We start from the raw sequence: 16,730 nt of genomic DNA, 5'->3' as shown, positions 1-16,730 counted from the left end.
TCAGGCCGCTTCCGGGACGATGACCGCCCGGCCGTTGATCTCGCCGGCGTGCAGGCGTTCGTACGCCAGGGGGGCCTCGTCGATGCCGTACGTCTCCACGTGCACGTCGACCGCGCCCGCGCGGGCCAGGTCCAGGACCTCGATCAGTTCGGAGCGCGAACCCCAGTAGGGGGAGCTCACCGACGTCTCGTACGGGAGGCTGCCGAACCCCACCGGGAGCGTGCCGCCGCCGATGCCCACGATCGTCACGTCGGACTCGATCCCCGCCACCGCGCCCGCCGTCGCCAGCGTGGGGGCCGCGCCCACGAAGTCGAAGACGGCCGTCGCGCCCAGGCCGCCCGTCAGCTCGCGGACCTTCGCCGCCGCGTTCGCGTCCGAGAGCACCGTCTCGTGCGCGCCGACCGTGCGGGCCAGGGAGAGCTTGTCCTCGGTGACGTCCAGGGCGATCACACGGGCCGTCGTCATGGCGCGCAGCAGCTGGATCGCCACGTGGCCGAGGCCGCCCGTACCGATGACCACGGCGGTCGAGCCCGGCACCAGCTTCGGCAGCGAGCGCTTGATCGCGTGGTACGGCGTCAGGCCGGCGTCGGTGAGCGGGACCGACGTGACCGGATCGAGGCCGTCGAGCGGCACCAGGTGGCGCGGACTGTCGACGATCATGTACTCGGCGATCGCGCCGGGGGCGCCGAGTCCGGGCGGGAAGATGCCGAGCCGGGCCGCCCGCGGGCAGTAGTTCTCCTTGCCCTCGGCGCACTTGGCGCAGGTCCCGCAGCCCCACGGGCCGTACACGGCGACCGGGTCCCCCACGGCCGGGCCGGCGGCACCGTCGCCGAGGGCGGCGACGGTGCCGGCGCCCTCGTGGCCGAGGGTGAGGGGCAGCGGGAAGCCCAGGCTGCCGGCGGGCATGCCCATCACGGCGATGTCGGAGTGGCAGACGCCCGCCGCGGTGACCTTCAGCAGCACCTGGCCGGGGGCCGGCTCGGGCGTGGGGACGGTGACCACCTCGGGAGCGGCGCCGATGGCGCGGTACTGGACGGCCTTCATGTCTGCTCCTCGGGCTGCTGGACCGGTTCCGCCTCGTCGTACAGCCAGTCCAGCAGGCCGGGCGGCGGGCCGCGAGCGGAGGGCCCCCGGGGCCTCACCGGCCCGGCGAACCGGCGCCGACCGGGCGAACCGGGGCCCGCCGACCGGGCCGGGACCCGCCGCGCTACGCCGCCGCAGGTGGTGAGAGCTGCGCCGCCAGCCAGGTCGGTACGCCGTCCAGCAGCCGGAACAGGCGGCCCGCCTCCGCCCGCAGGCGTGTCGCCTCGGGCTCCGGTTCCGCTTCTGCCAGGGCGGCCAGGGCCGGGGCCGTGCCCACCAGGTAGCCCAGTTCCTCCCGTATCCGCAGCGACTCGGCGAAGCCGTGCCTCGCGTCCGCCAACTCGCCCTCGCGCAGGGACAGTCCGGCCAGGTGGCGCCAGGTGAACGACAGCAGCAGCGTCTCGCCGTGCGCCGTGGCGCCCGCGTGGGCGCGACGGTAGGCGGCGCGGGCCGACTGCGGGGAGTCGGAGAGGTGCTCCGCGACCAGACCGCGGCGGAAGTCCAGCAGGGGGCGCCCCGGCGCCGTGGGGGTGAGCAGCGCGGCCGCCCTGCCGAGCGCGGAACGCGCCTCGTCGGCGCGGTCGCGGACGCCGAGCACCGTCGACGCGTACGCGAGGTGACCGCGTTCGCACGCCGCCGCGCCCCGCTCGTCGTCGCTCCGGGCCACCGCCTCCGCGGTACGCAGGGCGTCCTCCGCCTCCGCCCAGCCCTCCGTGGTGAACAGGCAGCGCTCGACGAGCAGCGAGGCCCGTTGTAGCGCGGCGGCGGGGGCCGCGGCGGCGCCCGCGTGTGGTTCGAGCAGGGCCGCGGCGTCGGTCCAGCAGCCGCGCGAGCGCAGCCGCCATACCGCGGTCTGGAGTGGGCTTCCGTCATCTGCGGTCGTTCCGGAACCAGACATGGCGGTATGCGCCACATTGCCCTCCCCGAGCAGCACGTCATCGAGCTGTGAGTACCGGTCGTGCGGTAGTGGGCGAATCTCAGCACGGAATGGCACCCCGGGCCAAGGGGTCAGGTGAACGAATTCACAATCGGCCGGCCGGGGCGGCCGGTGGGCCGGGAGCGGCGGTCGTCACCGGCTTCATCCGTTCGGGGTACCCGGACAACTCGGCACCGGCCGGCACCGGCCGCCTGCCCCCGCTCGTGGTCAGGGCGGAGCCCCCTCCCGGGTGCGCTAGCTCATCCTCAGGGCGAGGAAGAAGTCCAGCTTGTCCTCGAGACGCGACAGGTCACGGCCCGTCAGTTGCTCGATCCGGCCCACCCGGTAGCGCAAGGTGTTCACGTGCAGATGCAGCCGGGCCGCACAGCGCGTCCAAGAACCGTCGCAGTCGAGGAACGCTTCGAGGGTGGGGATCAGTTCCGCCCGGTGCCGCCGGTCGTAGTCCCGCAGCGGATCCAGCAGCCGCGCCGTGAACGCCCTGCGCACGTCGTCGGGCACGAACGGCAGCAGCAGCACGTGCGACGCCAGCTCGTGGTGGCCCGCCGCGCAGACCCGGCCGGGGCGCGCCGCCGCGACCCGGCGGGCGTGCCGGGCCTCCTCCAGCGCGCCGCGCAGCCCCTCCGCCGAGTGCACGGCCGCGCTGACACCCAGTGTCAGCCGCCCGTCCTCGGCCAGACCGCCCGAGAGCGGCTCGCGCACCGCTTCGAGGAGTACGTCGGCGTGCAGGCCCGTACGGGAGCCGGGCGCGCCCTCGCCGCCCTCCCCGTCCTTGTCCGCGCCGCCGTCCCCGTCCGGCGCGGACGCCGGCAGCGGTACGAGCGCGATCGCCTCGTCGCCCGCGTGCGCCACCGCGATCCGGTCCGAGGAGTCGGAGCCCGTCACCGCCGGGTCGACCAGGATCTCCTCCAGCAGCGTCTGCGCGACGGGCCCGGCCTGGATCGCCGCGGCCGGTCCGCCCGGACCGCCGGTGCCGGCCGCCCCGCCGGGCCCCCCTTCCTGCCAGTCGACCCGTGCCACGACCACCTGCCAGTGCGGCGCCGAGCCGAGGCCCGGCAGCAGCACCGGGGCGGCGACCCGCAGGCGTGCCGCGATCTCGGCCGGGGCCGCGCCCGCCTGGACCAGTTCCAGGACCTCCTGGGCGAGGCGGCGCCGTACCGTACGGGCCGCGTCACGCCGGTCGCGTTCGACGGCGATCAGCTGGGTCACGCCCTGGAGCAGGTCGAGGCGGGCGGCGGGCCAGTCGCCCGCGTCCGCCTCCACGGCCAGCAGCCAGTCGGAGAGCACGCTCTCGCGCACGTCGCGGGAAGCGGCGGCGGTCGCGGTGGCGCCGCGGCCGCCGCCCCTGACCGGGAACAGCGAGTACGTCGTCCCCCGCACGGCGGCCCGGTGCGGCGCCCGGCGCCCGGTGCGGCTCGCGGCCAGGTGCTCGCCCGCGAGCGCGGCCCCCACGGCCGGCGGCAGCGGGTCGCCGGCGCCCGCGATCTGGCGGCCGGTGGGCGAGAGCACCCAGGCGCGCAGGTCCAGGTCGGACGTGAGCAGGTCGAGCACCACCTCGGGACCGCCGCCCGCCGGGCCCGACGTCATCAGCCTGCGGTGCCGGTCGACGACGGCCGCCAGGTCGCCGGCCCGCTCGCCGGACACCTGGCGCACCACGTACTCGGTGATGGTCGCGAAGGCGACGGCCTCGCTGACCGCGAAGAGCGGCAGCCGGTGGCGCACGCACGCCTCGACCAGATCGCTCGGGATGGCGCCGAGCTCGGCCTCGCCCGCCGCCAGGCCGACGACGCCGGCGCCCGCCAGGATGCGGACGAAGGGCTCGGAGTCCTCGGCGGAGCGCCGCCACGCCAGACCGGTGAGCACCAGCTCGCCGCCGGACAGATAGCGGCTGGGGTCCCGCAGGTCCGTGGTCATCACACCGCGCACGGTGCGGTCGAGCTCGTCCTCGCCGCCGAGCAGCCGCAGGCCCAGCGGGTCGGTCTCCAGCAGTGCGCGCAGCCGCATGGGTCGCCGCCGATCTGTCTCTCGTTGTTGCCAGTGGGGATGTGTGTGCCAATGGGTTTGTGGTTTCCCGAAGAAAACCGTGGGGCCACCGGGCCCCGCCTTTCGTTCGAATCTACAAGACGCGAGCGGCCACCAGCCAACTCCTTCATGGTTTCGGTGACTGCACCGGGCGGAGGCCCGGCTTGTGTACTGGGGCCAAGCCACGTGAACAGCAGATGAACGCCCCAGAGCGGCCCGGAACTGCTCGGAGCGACCAGGTCGACAGCCGGCGGTTGGCCGTCTCCAGCCCCAGCGACACGCGAACCACCCGATTGAGAAGAAGAGAGCCTCATGGACTTCCTTCGCCCCGCCAGCTGGGAGGAGGCGCTCGCCGCCAAGGCCGAGCACCCCACGGCTGTGCCCATCGCGGGCGGCACAGATGTCATGGTCGAGATCAACTTCGACCACCGCCGCCCCGAGTACCTCCTGGACCTGAACCGCATCGGCGAACTGCGCGAGTGGGAGGTGGGCGAGGGGACCGTACAGCTCGGTGCCTCCGTCCCGTACACCCAGATCATGGACCACCTGCGGGCGGAGCTGCCGGGCCTCGCGCTCGCCGCCCACACCGTCGGATCGCCCCAGATCCGCAACCGCGGCTCGGTCGGCGGAAACCTCGGTGCCGCTTCCCCCGCCGGTGACTCGCACCCCGCCCTGCTGTCGGCGGGCGCCGAGGTCGAGGCCGAGTCGGTGCGCGGTACGCGCCTCATCCCGGTCGAGGAGTTCTACACCGGTGTGAAGCGCAACGCGCTGGAGCCGGACGAGCTGATCAAGCGCGTCCACATCAAGAAGGCCGACGGGCCGCAGCAGTTCTCCAAGGTCGGCACCCGCAACGCCATGGTCATCGCGGTCTGCGCGTTCGGCATCGCGCTGCACCCCGAGACGCGCACGGTCAAGACGGGCATCGGTTCGGCCGCCCCGACCCCGCTGCGCGCCCGCGCCGCCGAGGACTTCCTGAACGCCGCGCTCGAAGAGGGCGGGTTCTGGGAGAGCGGGAAGATCATCACCCCCTCGATCGCCAAGCAGTTCGCGGAGCTGGCCTCCGGCGCCTGCAACCCGATCGACGACGTGCGCGGCACCGCGAAGTACCGCCGCCACGCGGTCGGGATCATGGCCCGCCGCACGCTGGGCTGGACCTGGGAGCAGTACCGCGGCACCGGCCGCACGCTTGAAGGAGCTGCATAGCAATGCGCGTCAATTTCACGGTCAACGGCCGTAAGCAGGAAGCGGACGACGTCTGGGAGGGCGAGAGCCTGCTCTACGTCCTGCGTGAGCGCATGGGCCTGCCCGGCTCCAAGAACGCGTGCGAGCAGGGCGAGTGCGGCTCCTGTACGGTCCGCCTCGACGGCGTCCCCGTCTGCGCCTGCCTCGTCGCCGCCGGCCAGGTCGAGGGCCGCGAGGTCGTCACGGTCGAGGGCCTCGCCGACTTCGCCAGGCAGCGCGAAGAGGGCTGTGCGAGCGGCGCCTGCGGTGGCGGTACGTCGCTCCAGGCGGCCCAGCAGTGGCAGGCCAAGGGGACCGACTCGCAGACCGGCGAGGGCACGGAGCTGGCCCCGATCCAGCAGGCGTTCATCGACGCCGGCGCCGTGCAGTGCGGTTTCTGCACGCCGGGTCTGCTGGTCGCCGCCGACGAGCTCCTGGAGCGCAACGCCGAGCCCTCCGACGCGGACATCCGCGAGGCGCTCTCGGGCAACCTGTGCCGCTGCACCGGTTACGAGAAGATCCTGGACGCGGTGCGGCTTGCCGCGGCTCGTCAGGACCGTCAGGGAAGCGGGGTCTGATCATGGGCGTCACAGGTACCCCCACCAGCATCAACCAGGGGTCGAAGACCAAGGGCGGCATCGGCGAGTCCACGCTCCGCCCCGACGGCACCCTCAAGGTCACCGGCGAGTTCGCGTACTCCTCGGACATGTGGCACGAGGACATGCTCTGGGGCCACACGCTGCGCTCCACCACCGCGCACGCCGAGATCCGGTCGATCGACACGTCCGAGGCGCTCGCCATGCCCGGCGTCTACGCCGTGCTGACGTACGACGACCTGCCCACCGAGGTGAAGAACTACGGCCTGGAGATCCAGGACACCCCCGTCCTCGCCCACGGCAAGGTCCGCCACCACGGCGAGCCGGTGGCCGTCGTCGCCGCCGACCACCCGGAGACGGCCCGCCGCGCCGCCGCCAAGATCAAGATCGACTACGTCGAACTCCCCGTCATCACCGACGAGGCATCGGCGACGGCGCCCGACGCGCTGCTGATCCACGAGGGCCGCGACGACCACCACATCGGTCACGTCCCGCACCCGAACATCGTGCACCGCCAGCCGATCGTCCGCGGCAACGCCGACGAGGCAGCCGAGCGCGCCGACGTCATCGTCTCCGGCGAGTACGTCTTCGGCATGCAGGACCAGGCGTTCCTCGGCCCCGAGTCCGGCATGGCCGTACCCGGTGAGGACGGCGGCGTCGACCTGTACGTCGCCACCCAGTGGCTGCACTCGGACCTCAAGCAGATCGCCCCCGTCCTCGGCCTGCCCGAGGAGAAGGTCCGCATGACGCTCTCCGGCGTCGGCGGTGCCTTCGGCGGCCGCGAGGACATCTCGATGCAGATCCACGCCTGCCTCCTCGCCCTCCGCACCGGCAAGCCGGTCAAGATGGTCTACAACCGGTTCGAGTCCTTCTTCGGCCACGTCCACCGCCACCCGGCGAAGCTCTGGTACGAGCACGGCGCGACCAAGGACGGCAAGCTCACGCACATGAAGTGCCGGATCGTCCTGGACGGCGGCGCCTACGCGTCGGCCTCCCCGGCGGTCGTCGGCAACGCCTCGTCGCTGAGCGCCGGCCCGTACGTCATCGAGGACGTCGACATCGAGGCCATCGCGCTCTACACGAACAACCCGCCCTGCGGCGCCATGCGCGGCTTCGGCGCCGTCCAGGCGTGCTTCGCTTACGAGGCGCAGATGGACAAGCTCGCGGCGAAGCTCGACATGGACCCGGTGGAGTTCCGCCGGCTCAACGCCATGGAGCAGGGCACGCTCCTGCCCACCGGCCAGCCGTGCGACTCCCCGGCGCCCGTCGCCGAGCTGCTGCGCCGCGTCAAGGCCATGCCGATGCCGCCCGAGCAGCAGTGGCTCGCCGCCGGCGAGCAGGCCGACGTACGCGCCCTGCCCGGCGGTCTGTCGAACACCACGCACGGCGAAGGCGTCGTACGCGGCATCGGCTACGCGGTCGGCATCAAGAACGTCGGCTTCTCCGAGGGCTTCGACGACTACTCCACCGCCCGTGTGCGCATGGAGGTCATCAACGGCGAGCCGGTCGCCACCGTGCACACCGCGATGGCGGAGGTCGGCCAGGGCGGCGTCACCGTCCACGCGCAGATCGCCCGTACCGAGCTGGGCGTCGCGCAGGTGACCATCCACCCGGCCGACACCCGGGTCGGCTCGGCGGGCTCCACGTCCGCGTCCCGCCAGACCTACGTCACCGGCGGCGCGGTCAAGAACACCTGCGAGAACGTCCGCGAGAAGGTCCTGGAGATCGGCCGCGCCAAGTTCGGCTCGTACCACCCCGCCTGGGCCACCGCCGAGCTGCTGCTCGAAGGCGGCAAGGTCGTCACCGACGGCGGCGAGGTACTGGCCGACCTGGTCGACGTGCTGGAGGACGAGGCGGTCGACCTGGAGCTGGAGTGGCGCCACCGGCCCACCGAGGCGTTCGACCTGCGGACCGGACAGGGCAACGGCCACGTCCAGTACTCGTTCGCCGCGCACCGCGCGGTCGTCGAGGTGGACACCGAGCTCGGGCTGGTGAAGGTCGTCGAGCTGGCCTGCGCGCAGGACGTCGGCAAGGCGCTCAACCCGCTGTCCGTCGTCGGCCAGATCCAGGGTGGCACCACCCAGGGCCTGGGCGTCGCGGTCATGGAGGAGATCATCGTCGACCCGAAGACCGCGAAGGTGCGCAACCCCTCCTTCACGGACTACCTGATCCCCACCATCCTCGACACGCCGACGATCCCCGTCGACGTGCTCGAACTCGCCGACGAGCACGCGCCGTACGGTCTGCGTGGCATCGGTGAGGCCCCCACCCTCTCGTCGACCCCGGCCGTCCTCGCGGCGATCCGGAACGCGACGGGTCTGGAACTCAACAGGACGCCGGTGCGCCCCGAGCACCTCACGGGCACCTGATCACCCGAGTTCCGCCGGAAAGCTCCCCGGGCGGTGCCGTGCCTCCAAGGAACGTCACACTTCCCCGCCTGTCACCGCCCGGGGTCCCCACGTACCGCACCGCTCGCGGTCCTCGCACCACCCGCTTTTTCGCTCAGCCGGTTTTGCCCCAGTTCGTCTCGGGCCGTCCCCCGGGTCGTGCAGCCCTCGCACCATCCCAAATCCCGCGTTTCCAGTCTTCATGCGGGTGCCCCTTTGAACCTTGGGAGACAGGCACCATGACCCAGCAGTCCACAGAGCCGACGACCACGGCGGAGGACGCCGGCGCGGGAACGCGCCAGCCCGCCGGCCGGTCGTGGCTCGACCGCTACTTCCACATAACGCACAGAGGGTCCACGGTCGCCCGTGAGGTCCGCGGCGGCATCACCACCTTCATGGCGATGGCGTACATCATCCTGCTGAACCCGGTGATCCTCTCGGTCCCCGATGTGGCGGGCAACAGGCTCGACGGCAATCAGCTGACCACCGCGACCGTCGCCGCCGCCGCAGTGACCACCATCGTGATGGGCTTCGTCGGCAACGTGCCGCTCGCGCTCGCGGCGGGTCTCAGCGTCTCCGCCGTCATGGCCTTCCAGGTCGCCCCGGAGATGACCTGGGGCAACGCGATGGCCATGTGCGTCATCTACGGCCTCGTGATCATCCTGCTCGTCGTCACCGGCCTGCGGGAACTCATCATGAACGCCATCCCGCTGGCCCTGAAGCACGCCATCACCATGGGCATCGGCCTGTTCGTCTGCCTCATCGGCCTGGTGCAGGCCGGCTTCGTCACCTCCATGCCCGGAGAGGGCGGCATCGCCGGCGCCAAGCCGATCCAGCTCGGCACGAGCGACATGCTCACCGGCTGGCCGGTGCTGTGCTTCTCCTTCACCGTTCTGCTGATCTTCCTCCTCCAGGTGCGCAAGGTCCCCGGCGCGATCCTCATCGGCATCGTCGGCGGCACCGTCTTCGCCGCGCTGGTCCACCAGCTCGCCGGCCTCGACCAGAAGGCCTGGGGCCTGAACGCCCCCGAGCTCACCGGCTCCATCGTCAGCACGCCGGACTTCGGCCTCTTCGGCAGCGTCTCCTTCGACGGCATCGGCAGCATCGGCGGCATCACCGTCGGCGTCATCGTCTTCACCCTGGTGCTGGCGGGCTTCTTCGACGCCATGGGAACCATCATCGGCATCGGCCAGCAGGCCAACCTCGCCGACAGGGACGGCAAGATGCCCGGCCTCAACAGGGCCCTGGCCGTCGACGGCGCGGGCGGCGCGATCGGCGGTTTCGCCGGCGCCTCCGGGCAGACGGTGTTCGTCGAGTCCACCGCGGGCGTCGGCGACGGCGCGCGGACCGGCTTCGCCAGTGTGGTCACCGGCCTCGCCTTCACGCTCTGCCTCTTCTTCACCCCGCTGGCCCAGCTCATCCCGACCCAGGTGGCCGCCGCCGCGCTGGTCGTCATCGGCGCGATGATGCTGACCAACGCCAAGCACATCGACTGGGACGACACGGCGACCTCCATCCCGGTCTTCCTGACCACCGTGCTGATGCCGTTCACGTACTCCATCACCGCGGGCATCGCGGCCGGCGTCATCGCCCACGTGCTGATCAAGACGGCGCAGGGCAGGGTGCGGGAAGTGGGCTGGCTGATGTGGGTACTGGCCGCCGTCTTCCTCGCCTACTTCGCACTCCACCCCATCGAGGGCTGGCTGGGCGTCAAGTAGCGCCCCGTCCCTCCCCCCGCACCCCGTAAGGAGACAGTCATGCTGGACATCGCCGAAGAACTCAACCGGTGGGTCGAGCAAGGACGCGACTTCGCCGTCGCCACGGTCGTGGCGACGCACGGCAGCTCGCCCCGGGAGCCCGGAGCGGCCCTGGCGGTCGACTCCGAGGGCACGGCGATCGGCTCCGTCTCCGGCGGGTGTGTGGAGGGCGCGGTGTACGAACTGTGCCGGCAGGCTCTCCAGGACGGCCGGGCCGTCCTGGAGAGCTTCGGCTACAGCGACGAGGACGCGTTCGCCGTGGGCCTGACCTGCGGCGGCGTGATCGACATCCTCGTCACCCCGGTACGCGCGGACTCTCCCGCCAGGGAGGTGTTCGCGGCCGCGCTGGCCACCGCCGCGCGTGGGGGCGCGGCGGCGGTCGCGCGGATCACGGACGGGCCGGCCGAAGTCATGGGCCGCGCCCTGCTCGTACGCCCCGACGGTTCGCGCGACGGCTCGTTCGCCTGTGAAGGAAGCCTCGGCGGACACCCGGAGCTGGACCGTACGGCGGCGGGCGAGGCCCGCGCCATGCTCGACGCGGGACGCACCGGCACCGTCCTCATCGGCGAGGACGGCTCGCGCTGCGGCCGGCCGCTGACGCTCCTCGTCGAGTCGAGCGTCCCGGCCCCCCGCATGATCGTCTTCGGCGCCATCGACTTCGCCGCCGCGCTGGTGCGCGTCGGCAAGTTCCTGGACTACCACGTGACCGTGTGCGACGCCCGGCCCGTCTTCGCCACCGCCACGCGCTTCCCCGAGGCCGACGAGATCGTCGTCGAGTGGCCGCACCGCTACCTGGAGTCGACCGAGGTCGACAGCCGTACGGTGCTCTGCGTCCTCACCCACGACGCCAAGTTCGACGTCCCGCTGCTGGAACTGGCGCTGCGCCTGCCGGTCGCGTACGTCGGCGCGATGGGCTCCCGCCGCACCCACGAGGACCGCAACAGGCGGCTGCGCGAGGTCGGCGTCACCGAGCTCGAACTGGCCCGCCTGCGCAGCCCCATCGGCCTCGACCTCGGCGCCCGTACGCCCGAGGAGACCGCCCTGTCCATCGCCGCGGAGATCGTCGCGTCCCGGCGCGGCGGCACCGGCGTCTCCCTCACCGGCGCCCACACCCCGATCCACCACGAGGGTCCCCGGGAACCGGCCGGGCGGATAGGTTCCGTCGCCTGACCGTGGTATGGACGTAGAGTGTCCGGCGTGAGTGATCTTCGCCGGACCCGGGCCCGGACCCGCGTACGCGCGGCCGTGGCCGCGGGCCTGACCCTGTCCGCGGGGCTCGGCGTCCGGGCCGTGGCGGACGGCGACATCGCCAAGTACGCGGGGGACGCGCTCTACACCGTCCTGCTGTGCACGCTCGCCCTGCTTCTCGCGCCCGCGACCCGCCCGCCGGTGGCCGCCGCCGTCGCACTGGGGCTCAGCTGGGCGGTCGAGTGCGCCCAGCTCACCGGCGTACCCGCGGAGCTGGCCGAACGCAGTACGGCCGCCCGGCTGGTGCTCGGCTCGACCTTCAACGCGCCCGATCTGCTCTGGTACGCCGTCGGCGCGGGCCTCTTCCTGCTCATATGCGCCATGGTGCCCCGGCCGAGCGGCCCGCGCCACGCGTCGTGACGTGGGGCGTGGGAGCGCTCCCTGTCCCCACCTCTCGCGAGCCAGGAGCGACCCCGTGCGCAGCAGAAGACCCACCCTCCCGACCCTGACCGCAGTACCCCTCACCCTGACCGGCCTGGCAGCGGCGCTTTTCCTGGGCGCGCTGTCCGCCGGCGCGACCGACGACCCGGCCGGCCCGGACGCCCCGGACGGCTCCGCCGCCACCCGTCTGTACGTCCCCGACGCCAACCCGGCGGCGTACCGCCAGGCCGACGAACTGGACCGCGGCACCCAGTCGCGCGAGGCCGCCGGGCTCCGGGCCATGGCCCGCATCCCGCACGCCGTCTGGCTGGCCGGCCGCACCCCGGGGGAGGTCAGGGACGAGACGCGCGAGATCGTCCGCGACGCCGCCCGGGACAAGGCGACGCCCACGCTGGTGCTCTACCACGTCCCGGGCCGCGACTGCTCCCTGTACTCGGCGGGCGGCCTGCGCGACAGCGCCGAGTACCGGGAGTGGATCGGCGGCGTGGCGAAGGGCATCGGCGACAGCCGCGCGCTCGTCGTCCTCGAACCCGACGCGCTCGCCCTGGTGCCCTCCGACTGCCCCGACGGCGGCGCCGAGGACACCGAGGGGGCGAAGGAGGCCAGGACGGCCGCGCGCTACGCCCAGATCACCGACGCCGTCACCACCCTCGCCGCGCTGCCCCGTACCAAGGTGTACGTCGACGCCGGGCACCCCTCCTGGCACACCGTGGACAGCATCGTGCCCCGGCTGGTCAAGGGCGGTGTCGCACATGCCGCGGGCTTCTCCGTGAACGTCGCCAACTACAGCACCGACAGCGCCAACGCCTGGTACGGCAAGCTCATCTCCTCCTGCCTGGCCTACGTCGACAAGGGCGGCAAGGCGTCCGACTGCCCCAGCCAGTCGTGGCCGAGGGCCGACGCGCAGAACTGGCTCGACCGTCATGTGGGGGTCCCCGACCCGGCCCGTATGAAGCACTTCGTCACCGACACCAGCCGCAACGGCCAGGGCCCGTGGACCCCGCCCGCCGGCAAGTACAGCGACGCGCAGGACTGGTGCAACCCGCCGGGACGCGGCCTCGGTGCCCGCCCCACCACCCGCACCGGGGACCCGCTGAACGACGCCGACCTGTGGATCAAGACGCCGGGGGAGTCGGACGGCGAGTGCCTGCGCGGTACGGCCGGACCCCAGGACCCCGAGCGCCGTACGGTCGACCCGAAGGCGGGCCTCTGGTTCCCGGAGCAGGCACTGGAACTGGTGCGGCTCGCCAGCCCGGCCATCATGCCGCGCTGAGGAAGCGGCTGTGGGGACCCCCTCGGCCGTGTGCGCGCAGCCGTCGCCCTTCTGGTGAACGTACGAGAAGGGCGGCGCACGCCGCTCCACGTCCGGTCCGGAAGCGGCGAGTCGGTCCGCCGGCCGTGGGGCCGGTCGCGAACCGGCCCTGAAACACGCCTACTTGGGGCATGGGGCCGGGGGCGGCGGGTACCAGCGCAGCGGAAGCCGCCGCGCAGGCGGCCGTGTTCCCAGGGGGGAATCATGCGCCACAGACCTTCCGTACGCCTCAGAGCCTCGGTCACCGCGGCCGTCGCCCTCGCCGCTCTGCTGGCCGCGCCCGGCGCCGCGCCCCGGGCCGCCACCGCTTTGCCCGGACGTACCGCCACGGCCGCCGAGACCACGGACGCCACCCTCGGCTACCGGGTGGACCCCGCTCGCAGCAGCGCCGTCGCCGGAGCCACCGCCGCACCGCCCTACCGCAAGCTGTGGTCGCGCGACCTGGGCAGCGCCGTCTCCGCGCCCGTCGCCGTCGGCGACCGGCTCTTCGCCGTCGTCAACGCGGACCAGGGCGACGAGGGCGGCCCGCGGATGCAACTCGTCGGGCTCGACGCCCGGACGGGGAAGAACCTGTGGCCCGCCAAGCACCTCACCGACCGGCCGGGCGCCTCGCTCTCCTACGGTGGCGGGCTCGTCTACACACAGACCCAGGACGGCGTCCTCACCGCCTGGGACCCGGCGGCCGGGGCCCGGCGCTGGTCGGTCCGGCTGAACGCTCCCGACAGCCACTGGTTCCACTACCCGCCGGTCTGGTACAAGGGCGTGCTCTACACGCACTCCGGCTACGCCAGTACGGCGATGGCGGTACGGGCGAGCGACGGGCACACCCTGTGGAGCACTCCGCTGGCCAATGTGGGCCAGGTGCCGGTCGCGGTGAACTCGCAGGGCGTCTGGGTCGCCTTCGACGACATCGAGTACTACCTGCTCGACCACGCCACCGGACGCACCCTGCGCCACTACGTCAAGCCGCCGGGCTACAGCGGCTCCAGCGGCAGCCCCGCGGTGCTCGGCGGAGGCAAGCTGTGGATGCGTGGCACGTCCCCGGACGGGACGCTGACCGGCGTGGACCGGGCCACCGGCGAGCTGGGGCCCGGCCTGGCCGCCGACGGCACTCCGGCGTACACGGGGAACCGTCTGTTCGTCGCGAAGGACGGCGCGGTGCGCGCCGTCGACACCCGCACGGACAAGACGCTGTGGACCTACCGGGGCACCAGCGAGGGCATCGGCGTGCGGCTGGTCGCCGCCGGTCACGTCTACGCGGCCGGCGGCGACTGGCTGCGGGTGCTCAGGGCGTCCGACGGGCGGCTCGTCTGGTCCCTGCGCCTTGCGCCGGGCGACCTGCCGCCCGGGTTCTGGAACGGTGAGGACGACGGCACCGGGTGGGTCGTCCCGGGCCTGGCCACCGCGAAGGGCCGCCTTTTCGTGCCCGTCGCGAACGGGGCGCTCGCCGGCTACGCGAGCTGACCCCCGAGCCGGACGCCCTGCCCTCGCGGTACGTACCGCGAGGGCAGGGCGCCCTGGTGCGGGCGGAGTGCGGAGTGGTCCGACGCGACGAAATCCGCCGCCGGGCCCAGGTGTCGGCCGGACCTTTCCGACCTGCCCCACGGTGCGATATTGGCATAAAATTTACATATGGGCAGTAATGAGCATGAGACCGAAGCCCGGGCCCGGCACGTGTGCCCGGCCTGCAAGCAACCCGTCCAGACAGTGATCAAACGACACAAGTCCCTGGGAGTCTTCGTGCCCGTCTGGCGCCCGGGGCCGTGCCAGAACCCCGACTGCTCCGCGTACGAGGCACAAGAACAACCGGAACCGGGGAAGCGCGAATCCCGCTCGTGACGGGGACGCCTCGCTCGGTTCGAGGCACCCCGTTCCGATGTGCCAAAGTGGCGGCATGCTGGAGCTCGCGATCCTGGGATTCCTGGCCGACGGGCCACTGTACGGAGACGAGCTGCGCCGCCGTACGGTGCGCCTGGCCGGCCGCTTCCGGCCGGTCGGTGAGGGCAGCCTCCGCCCGGTGATCGACCGCCTCGTCGAGGCCGGCCTGCTGGACCGGCGGACCGAGCCGGGCGCCGCGACCGCCCGGCAGCACACCCTGAGCCTGACCGGCACCGGCCACGCCGAGCTGCTGCGGCGGCTCCGGGCCCCCGACGACCTGGACATCAGCGACAGCGCCCGGTACTTCACGGTCCTGACGTTCCTCTCCCGGCTCCCCGACCCCGGCGACCGCCACGCGGTGCTGCGCCGGCGGCTGGAGTTCCTGGAACAGCCGAGGCACTCCTTCCACGACGCCGACGCCGACGGCACGGACGACCCGTACCGTCGCGGGATGCTCGCCGTCGCCCGGGCCGCCGACCACGCGGAGCGGTCCTGGCTGCGGGAGGCCACAGCCGAAGGAACCGGGTCGGTGCAAGCACCGGTCCGCACGCAAGGGCCGGGCGTCCTCGCCCGGTTGGCGGCACTGACCGGCGGGGCGCCCGCCGCCCACCGAGGCGGTGCGCTGTGGCGCCTGGGCGAGAGCGGCCGGCAGCTGGACGCGAATGTGATCCGGCTGGCGCCCCGCGCCCGAGTCGCTCCGCACGTCGAGCCCGACCTGGACGTCCTGGTGTACGTGGCACAGGGCGCCGGCCTGCTGGAATGCGGCGGCGAACGGCACGAACTCGCACCGGGGGCCGTGGCATGGCTGCCGCACGGAGCCCGACGCGCCGTCTCGGCGGGTCCCGACGGCCTGGCCTACCTCACGGTCCACCGCCGCCGCCCGGGGCTCACCATCCGCAACGCCCCGCCCGTGTCACCCGTGGCGGAGGAGGGCGGCGAGGCGGCCTGTCTGCTGGACCGGGTCTGCCCCGACTGCGGCCGTCTCGCGCCGGAGCGCGGCGACCGGTACTGCGGCCGGTGCGGCACCCCCCTGCCCTTTCCCTGAGGCCCTGCCGCCCCTTCACCCCCACCCGGACCGTTCTCGACGTCGCCGGCGCGCACGTGCCGCTGGGCGGTCCGGCCCGGGTGGGTCGCGAAACGGCCGCCGGACGGCCGGCCCAGCCGGAAGAGATCGCGCCCACCCGCGCCCACCCGCCTGCACCTCGCCTCGGACACCGATTCGAGCTTCACGGTGGGCGAGGTCCTCGTCGTGACCGGCGGCGAGACGGACACCCGCTGACGGGAGGGACTACGGGTGGTGGGTCTCGCCACCGGAGACCGCTGCCGAGCCGAGAAGCTCGTGCAACAGGTGCGAAGCCGTGATCACGCCGAACAGGCGCGTCCCCTCCCGGGTCTTCTCCGCCACCGCGACCAGCGGGCTGCGCACCCGTGCCATCAGCGCGGCCACCTCCAGCGCGGTGTCGCCGGGGTCGGCGATCGGCGGCGGGGCCGTGGTGCGGGGAAGGCAGTCGCCGACCCGGCGCCCGGCCAGGGTCTCGCAGAGCCGGTCGGCGTGCTTCTCGTCGATGACCGCGGCGAGCGCCGGATCGTCGATCACGTAGGAGGGGACCAGGAGCTTGACCATCTGGGAGGCGGGGAGGATCGCCTTCGGCTCGCCCCGCCCGTCGAGCACCAGCAGCCCGGGAAGCCGGTGCTCGGACATCAGCCGGGCGGCCTCCAGAGCATCGCTGCCGATGCTCACGGCTTCGTACTCCTCTGCCAGGTCACGCGCGCGCACGGCCGGCTCCCGTCTTCTCGGAGAAGGCTCAAGGCTCCTGTGTCTTTTTTGTTCCTCTTGGTCCCAGCCTCATTCACATCCCGGATTCTGACCAGACCATTGATGTGAAACATACAAAGAAAATCGCCGCATCA

At 72.9% G+C, this 16,730-nt stretch carries 13 protein-coding genes; 9 read left to right on the top strand and 4 right to left on the bottom strand.

Annotated features, from left to right (window positions below; genetic code table 11):
- From ACWD0Y_RS16615 to ACWD0Y_RS16605, 3 genes are all read right to left on the bottom strand, one after another.
- Window positions 1–1,044, bottom strand: coding sequence for an NAD(P)-dependent alcohol dehydrogenase (locus ACWD0Y_RS16615; protein ID WP_450261064.1), 1,044 nt, complete (start codon window positions 1,042–1,044; stop codon window positions 1–3).
- 163 nt (window positions 1,045–1,207) lie between these two features.
- Window positions 1,208–1,981, bottom strand: coding sequence for a hypothetical protein (locus tag ACWD0Y_RS16610; protein WP_450261063.1), 774 nt, complete (start codon window positions 1,979–1,981; stop codon window positions 1,208–1,210).
- A gap of 273 nt (window positions 1,982–2,254) precedes the next feature.
- Complete coding sequence (locus ACWD0Y_RS16605; RefSeq protein WP_450261062.1) at window positions 2,255–4,021, bottom strand: PucR family transcriptional regulator; 1,767 nt, start codon at window positions 4,019–4,021, stop codon at window positions 2,255–2,257.
- Window positions 4,022–4,351: 330 nt separating this feature from the next.
- Here ACWD0Y_RS16605 and ACWD0Y_RS16600 point away from each other — a divergent pair, with 330 nt between their 5' ends.
- From ACWD0Y_RS16600 to ACWD0Y_RS16560, 9 genes are all read left to right on the top strand, one after another.
- The gene (locus ACWD0Y_RS16600; RefSeq protein WP_450261061.1) at window positions 4,352–5,242 is read left to right on the top strand and encodes an FAD binding domain-containing protein; all 891 of its coding nucleotides are present in this window, start codon (window positions 4,352–4,354) and stop codon (window positions 5,240–5,242) included.
- A gap of 2 nt (window positions 5,243–5,244) precedes the next feature.
- Window positions 5,245–5,838 (top strand): (2Fe-2S)-binding protein, encoded by a 594-nt coding sequence (locus ACWD0Y_RS16595; RefSeq protein WP_450261060.1) that lies wholly within the window; start codon window positions 5,245–5,247, stop codon window positions 5,836–5,838.
- 2 nt (window positions 5,839–5,840) lie between these two features.
- Window positions 5,841–8,225: a xanthine dehydrogenase family protein molybdopterin-binding subunit gene (locus tag ACWD0Y_RS16590; protein WP_450261059.1), complete on the top strand. Its 2,385-nt coding sequence runs from the start codon at window positions 5,841–5,843 to the stop codon at window positions 8,223–8,225.
- A 257-nt stretch (window positions 8,226–8,482) separates the two neighbouring features.
- On the top strand, window positions 8,483–9,961 hold the full coding sequence (locus ACWD0Y_RS16585; RefSeq protein WP_450261058.1) for an NCS2 family permease: 1,479 nt from the start codon (window positions 8,483–8,485) through the stop codon (window positions 9,959–9,961).
- Window positions 9,962–10,000: 39 nt separating this feature from the next.
- Window positions 10,001–11,170, top strand: coding sequence for an XdhC family protein (locus ACWD0Y_RS16580; protein WP_450261057.1), 1,170 nt, complete (start codon window positions 10,001–10,003; stop codon window positions 11,168–11,170).
- Window positions 11,171–11,197: 27 nt separating this feature from the next.
- Window positions 11,198–11,608, top strand: coding sequence for a ribosomal maturation YjgA family protein (locus tag ACWD0Y_RS16575; RefSeq protein WP_450261056.1), 411 nt, complete (start codon window positions 11,198–11,200; stop codon window positions 11,606–11,608).
- 55 nt (window positions 11,609–11,663) lie between these two features.
- Entirely contained in the window at window positions 11,664–12,902 is a 1,239-nt protein-coding gene (locus ACWD0Y_RS16570; protein ID WP_450261055.1) for a glycoside hydrolase family 6 protein, read from the top strand.
- Between the two features lie 243 nt (window positions 12,903–13,145).
- Complete coding sequence (locus tag ACWD0Y_RS16565) at window positions 13,146–14,405, top strand: outer membrane protein assembly factor BamB family protein (protein ID WP_450261054.1); 1,260 nt, start codon at window positions 13,146–13,148, stop codon at window positions 14,403–14,405.
- Between the two features lie 430 nt (window positions 14,406–14,835).
- Window positions 14,836–15,864: a helix-turn-helix transcriptional regulator gene (locus ACWD0Y_RS16560; protein ID WP_450261053.1), complete on the top strand. Its 1,029-nt coding sequence runs from the start codon at window positions 14,836–14,838 to the stop codon at window positions 15,862–15,864.
- A 243-nt stretch (window positions 15,865–16,107) separates the two neighbouring features.
- On the opposite strand, the gene ACWD0Y_RS16555 is transcribed toward ACWD0Y_RS16560, so the two are convergent.
- Window positions 16,108–16,596 carry a CBS domain-containing protein gene (locus ACWD0Y_RS16555; protein WP_450261052.1) on the bottom strand — a complete coding sequence of 163 codons (489 nt, stop codon included), beginning with the start codon at window positions 16,594–16,596 and terminating at the stop codon, window positions 16,108–16,110.
- Between the last annotated feature and the right edge of the window lie 134 nt (window positions 16,597–16,730).

The organism is Streptomyces altiplanensis (assembly GCF_053591575.1).
The sequence above is the reverse complement of the archived record's forward strand: the minus strand, read 5'-3'. Positions and strand labels throughout refer to the sequence as shown.

Bases quoted from the DNA above. Each gene is read 5' to 3' on its own strand.
- ACWD0Y_RS16580 (WP_450261057.1), top strand. From the start codon at position 10,001: ATGCTGGACATCGCCGAAGAACTCAACCGGTGGGTCGAGCAAGGACGC.
- ACWD0Y_RS16590 (WP_450261059.1), top strand. From the start codon at position 5,841: ATGGGCGTCACAGGTACCCCCACCAGCATCAACCAGGGGTCGAAGACC.
- ACWD0Y_RS16600 (WP_450261061.1), top strand. From the start codon at position 4,352: ATGGACTTCCTTCGCCCCGCCAGCTGGGAGGAGGCGCTCGCCGCCAAG.
- ACWD0Y_RS16585 (WP_450261058.1), top strand. From the start codon at position 8,483: ATGACCCAGCAGTCCACAGAGCCGACGACCACGGCGGAGGACGCCGGC.
- ACWD0Y_RS16595 (WP_450261060.1), top strand. From the start codon at position 5,245: ATGCGCGTCAATTTCACGGTCAACGGCCGTAAGCAGGAAGCGGACGAC.
- ACWD0Y_RS16605 (WP_450261062.1), bottom strand. From the start codon at position 4,021: ATGCGGCTGCGCGCACTGCTGGAGACCGACCCGCTGGGCCTGCGGCTG.
- ACWD0Y_RS16560 (WP_450261053.1), top strand. From the start codon at position 14,836: ATGCTGGAGCTCGCGATCCTGGGATTCCTGGCCGACGGGCCACTGTAC.
- ACWD0Y_RS16610 (WP_450261063.1), bottom strand. From the start codon at position 1,981: ATGTCTGGTTCCGGAACGACCGCAGATGACGGAAGCCCACTCCAGACC.
- ACWD0Y_RS16565 (WP_450261054.1), top strand. From the start codon at position 13,146: ATGCGCCACAGACCTTCCGTACGCCTCAGAGCCTCGGTCACCGCGGCC.
- ACWD0Y_RS16615 (WP_450261064.1), bottom strand. From the start codon at position 1,044: ATGAAGGCCGTCCAGTACCGCGCCATCGGCGCCGCTCCCGAGGTGGTC.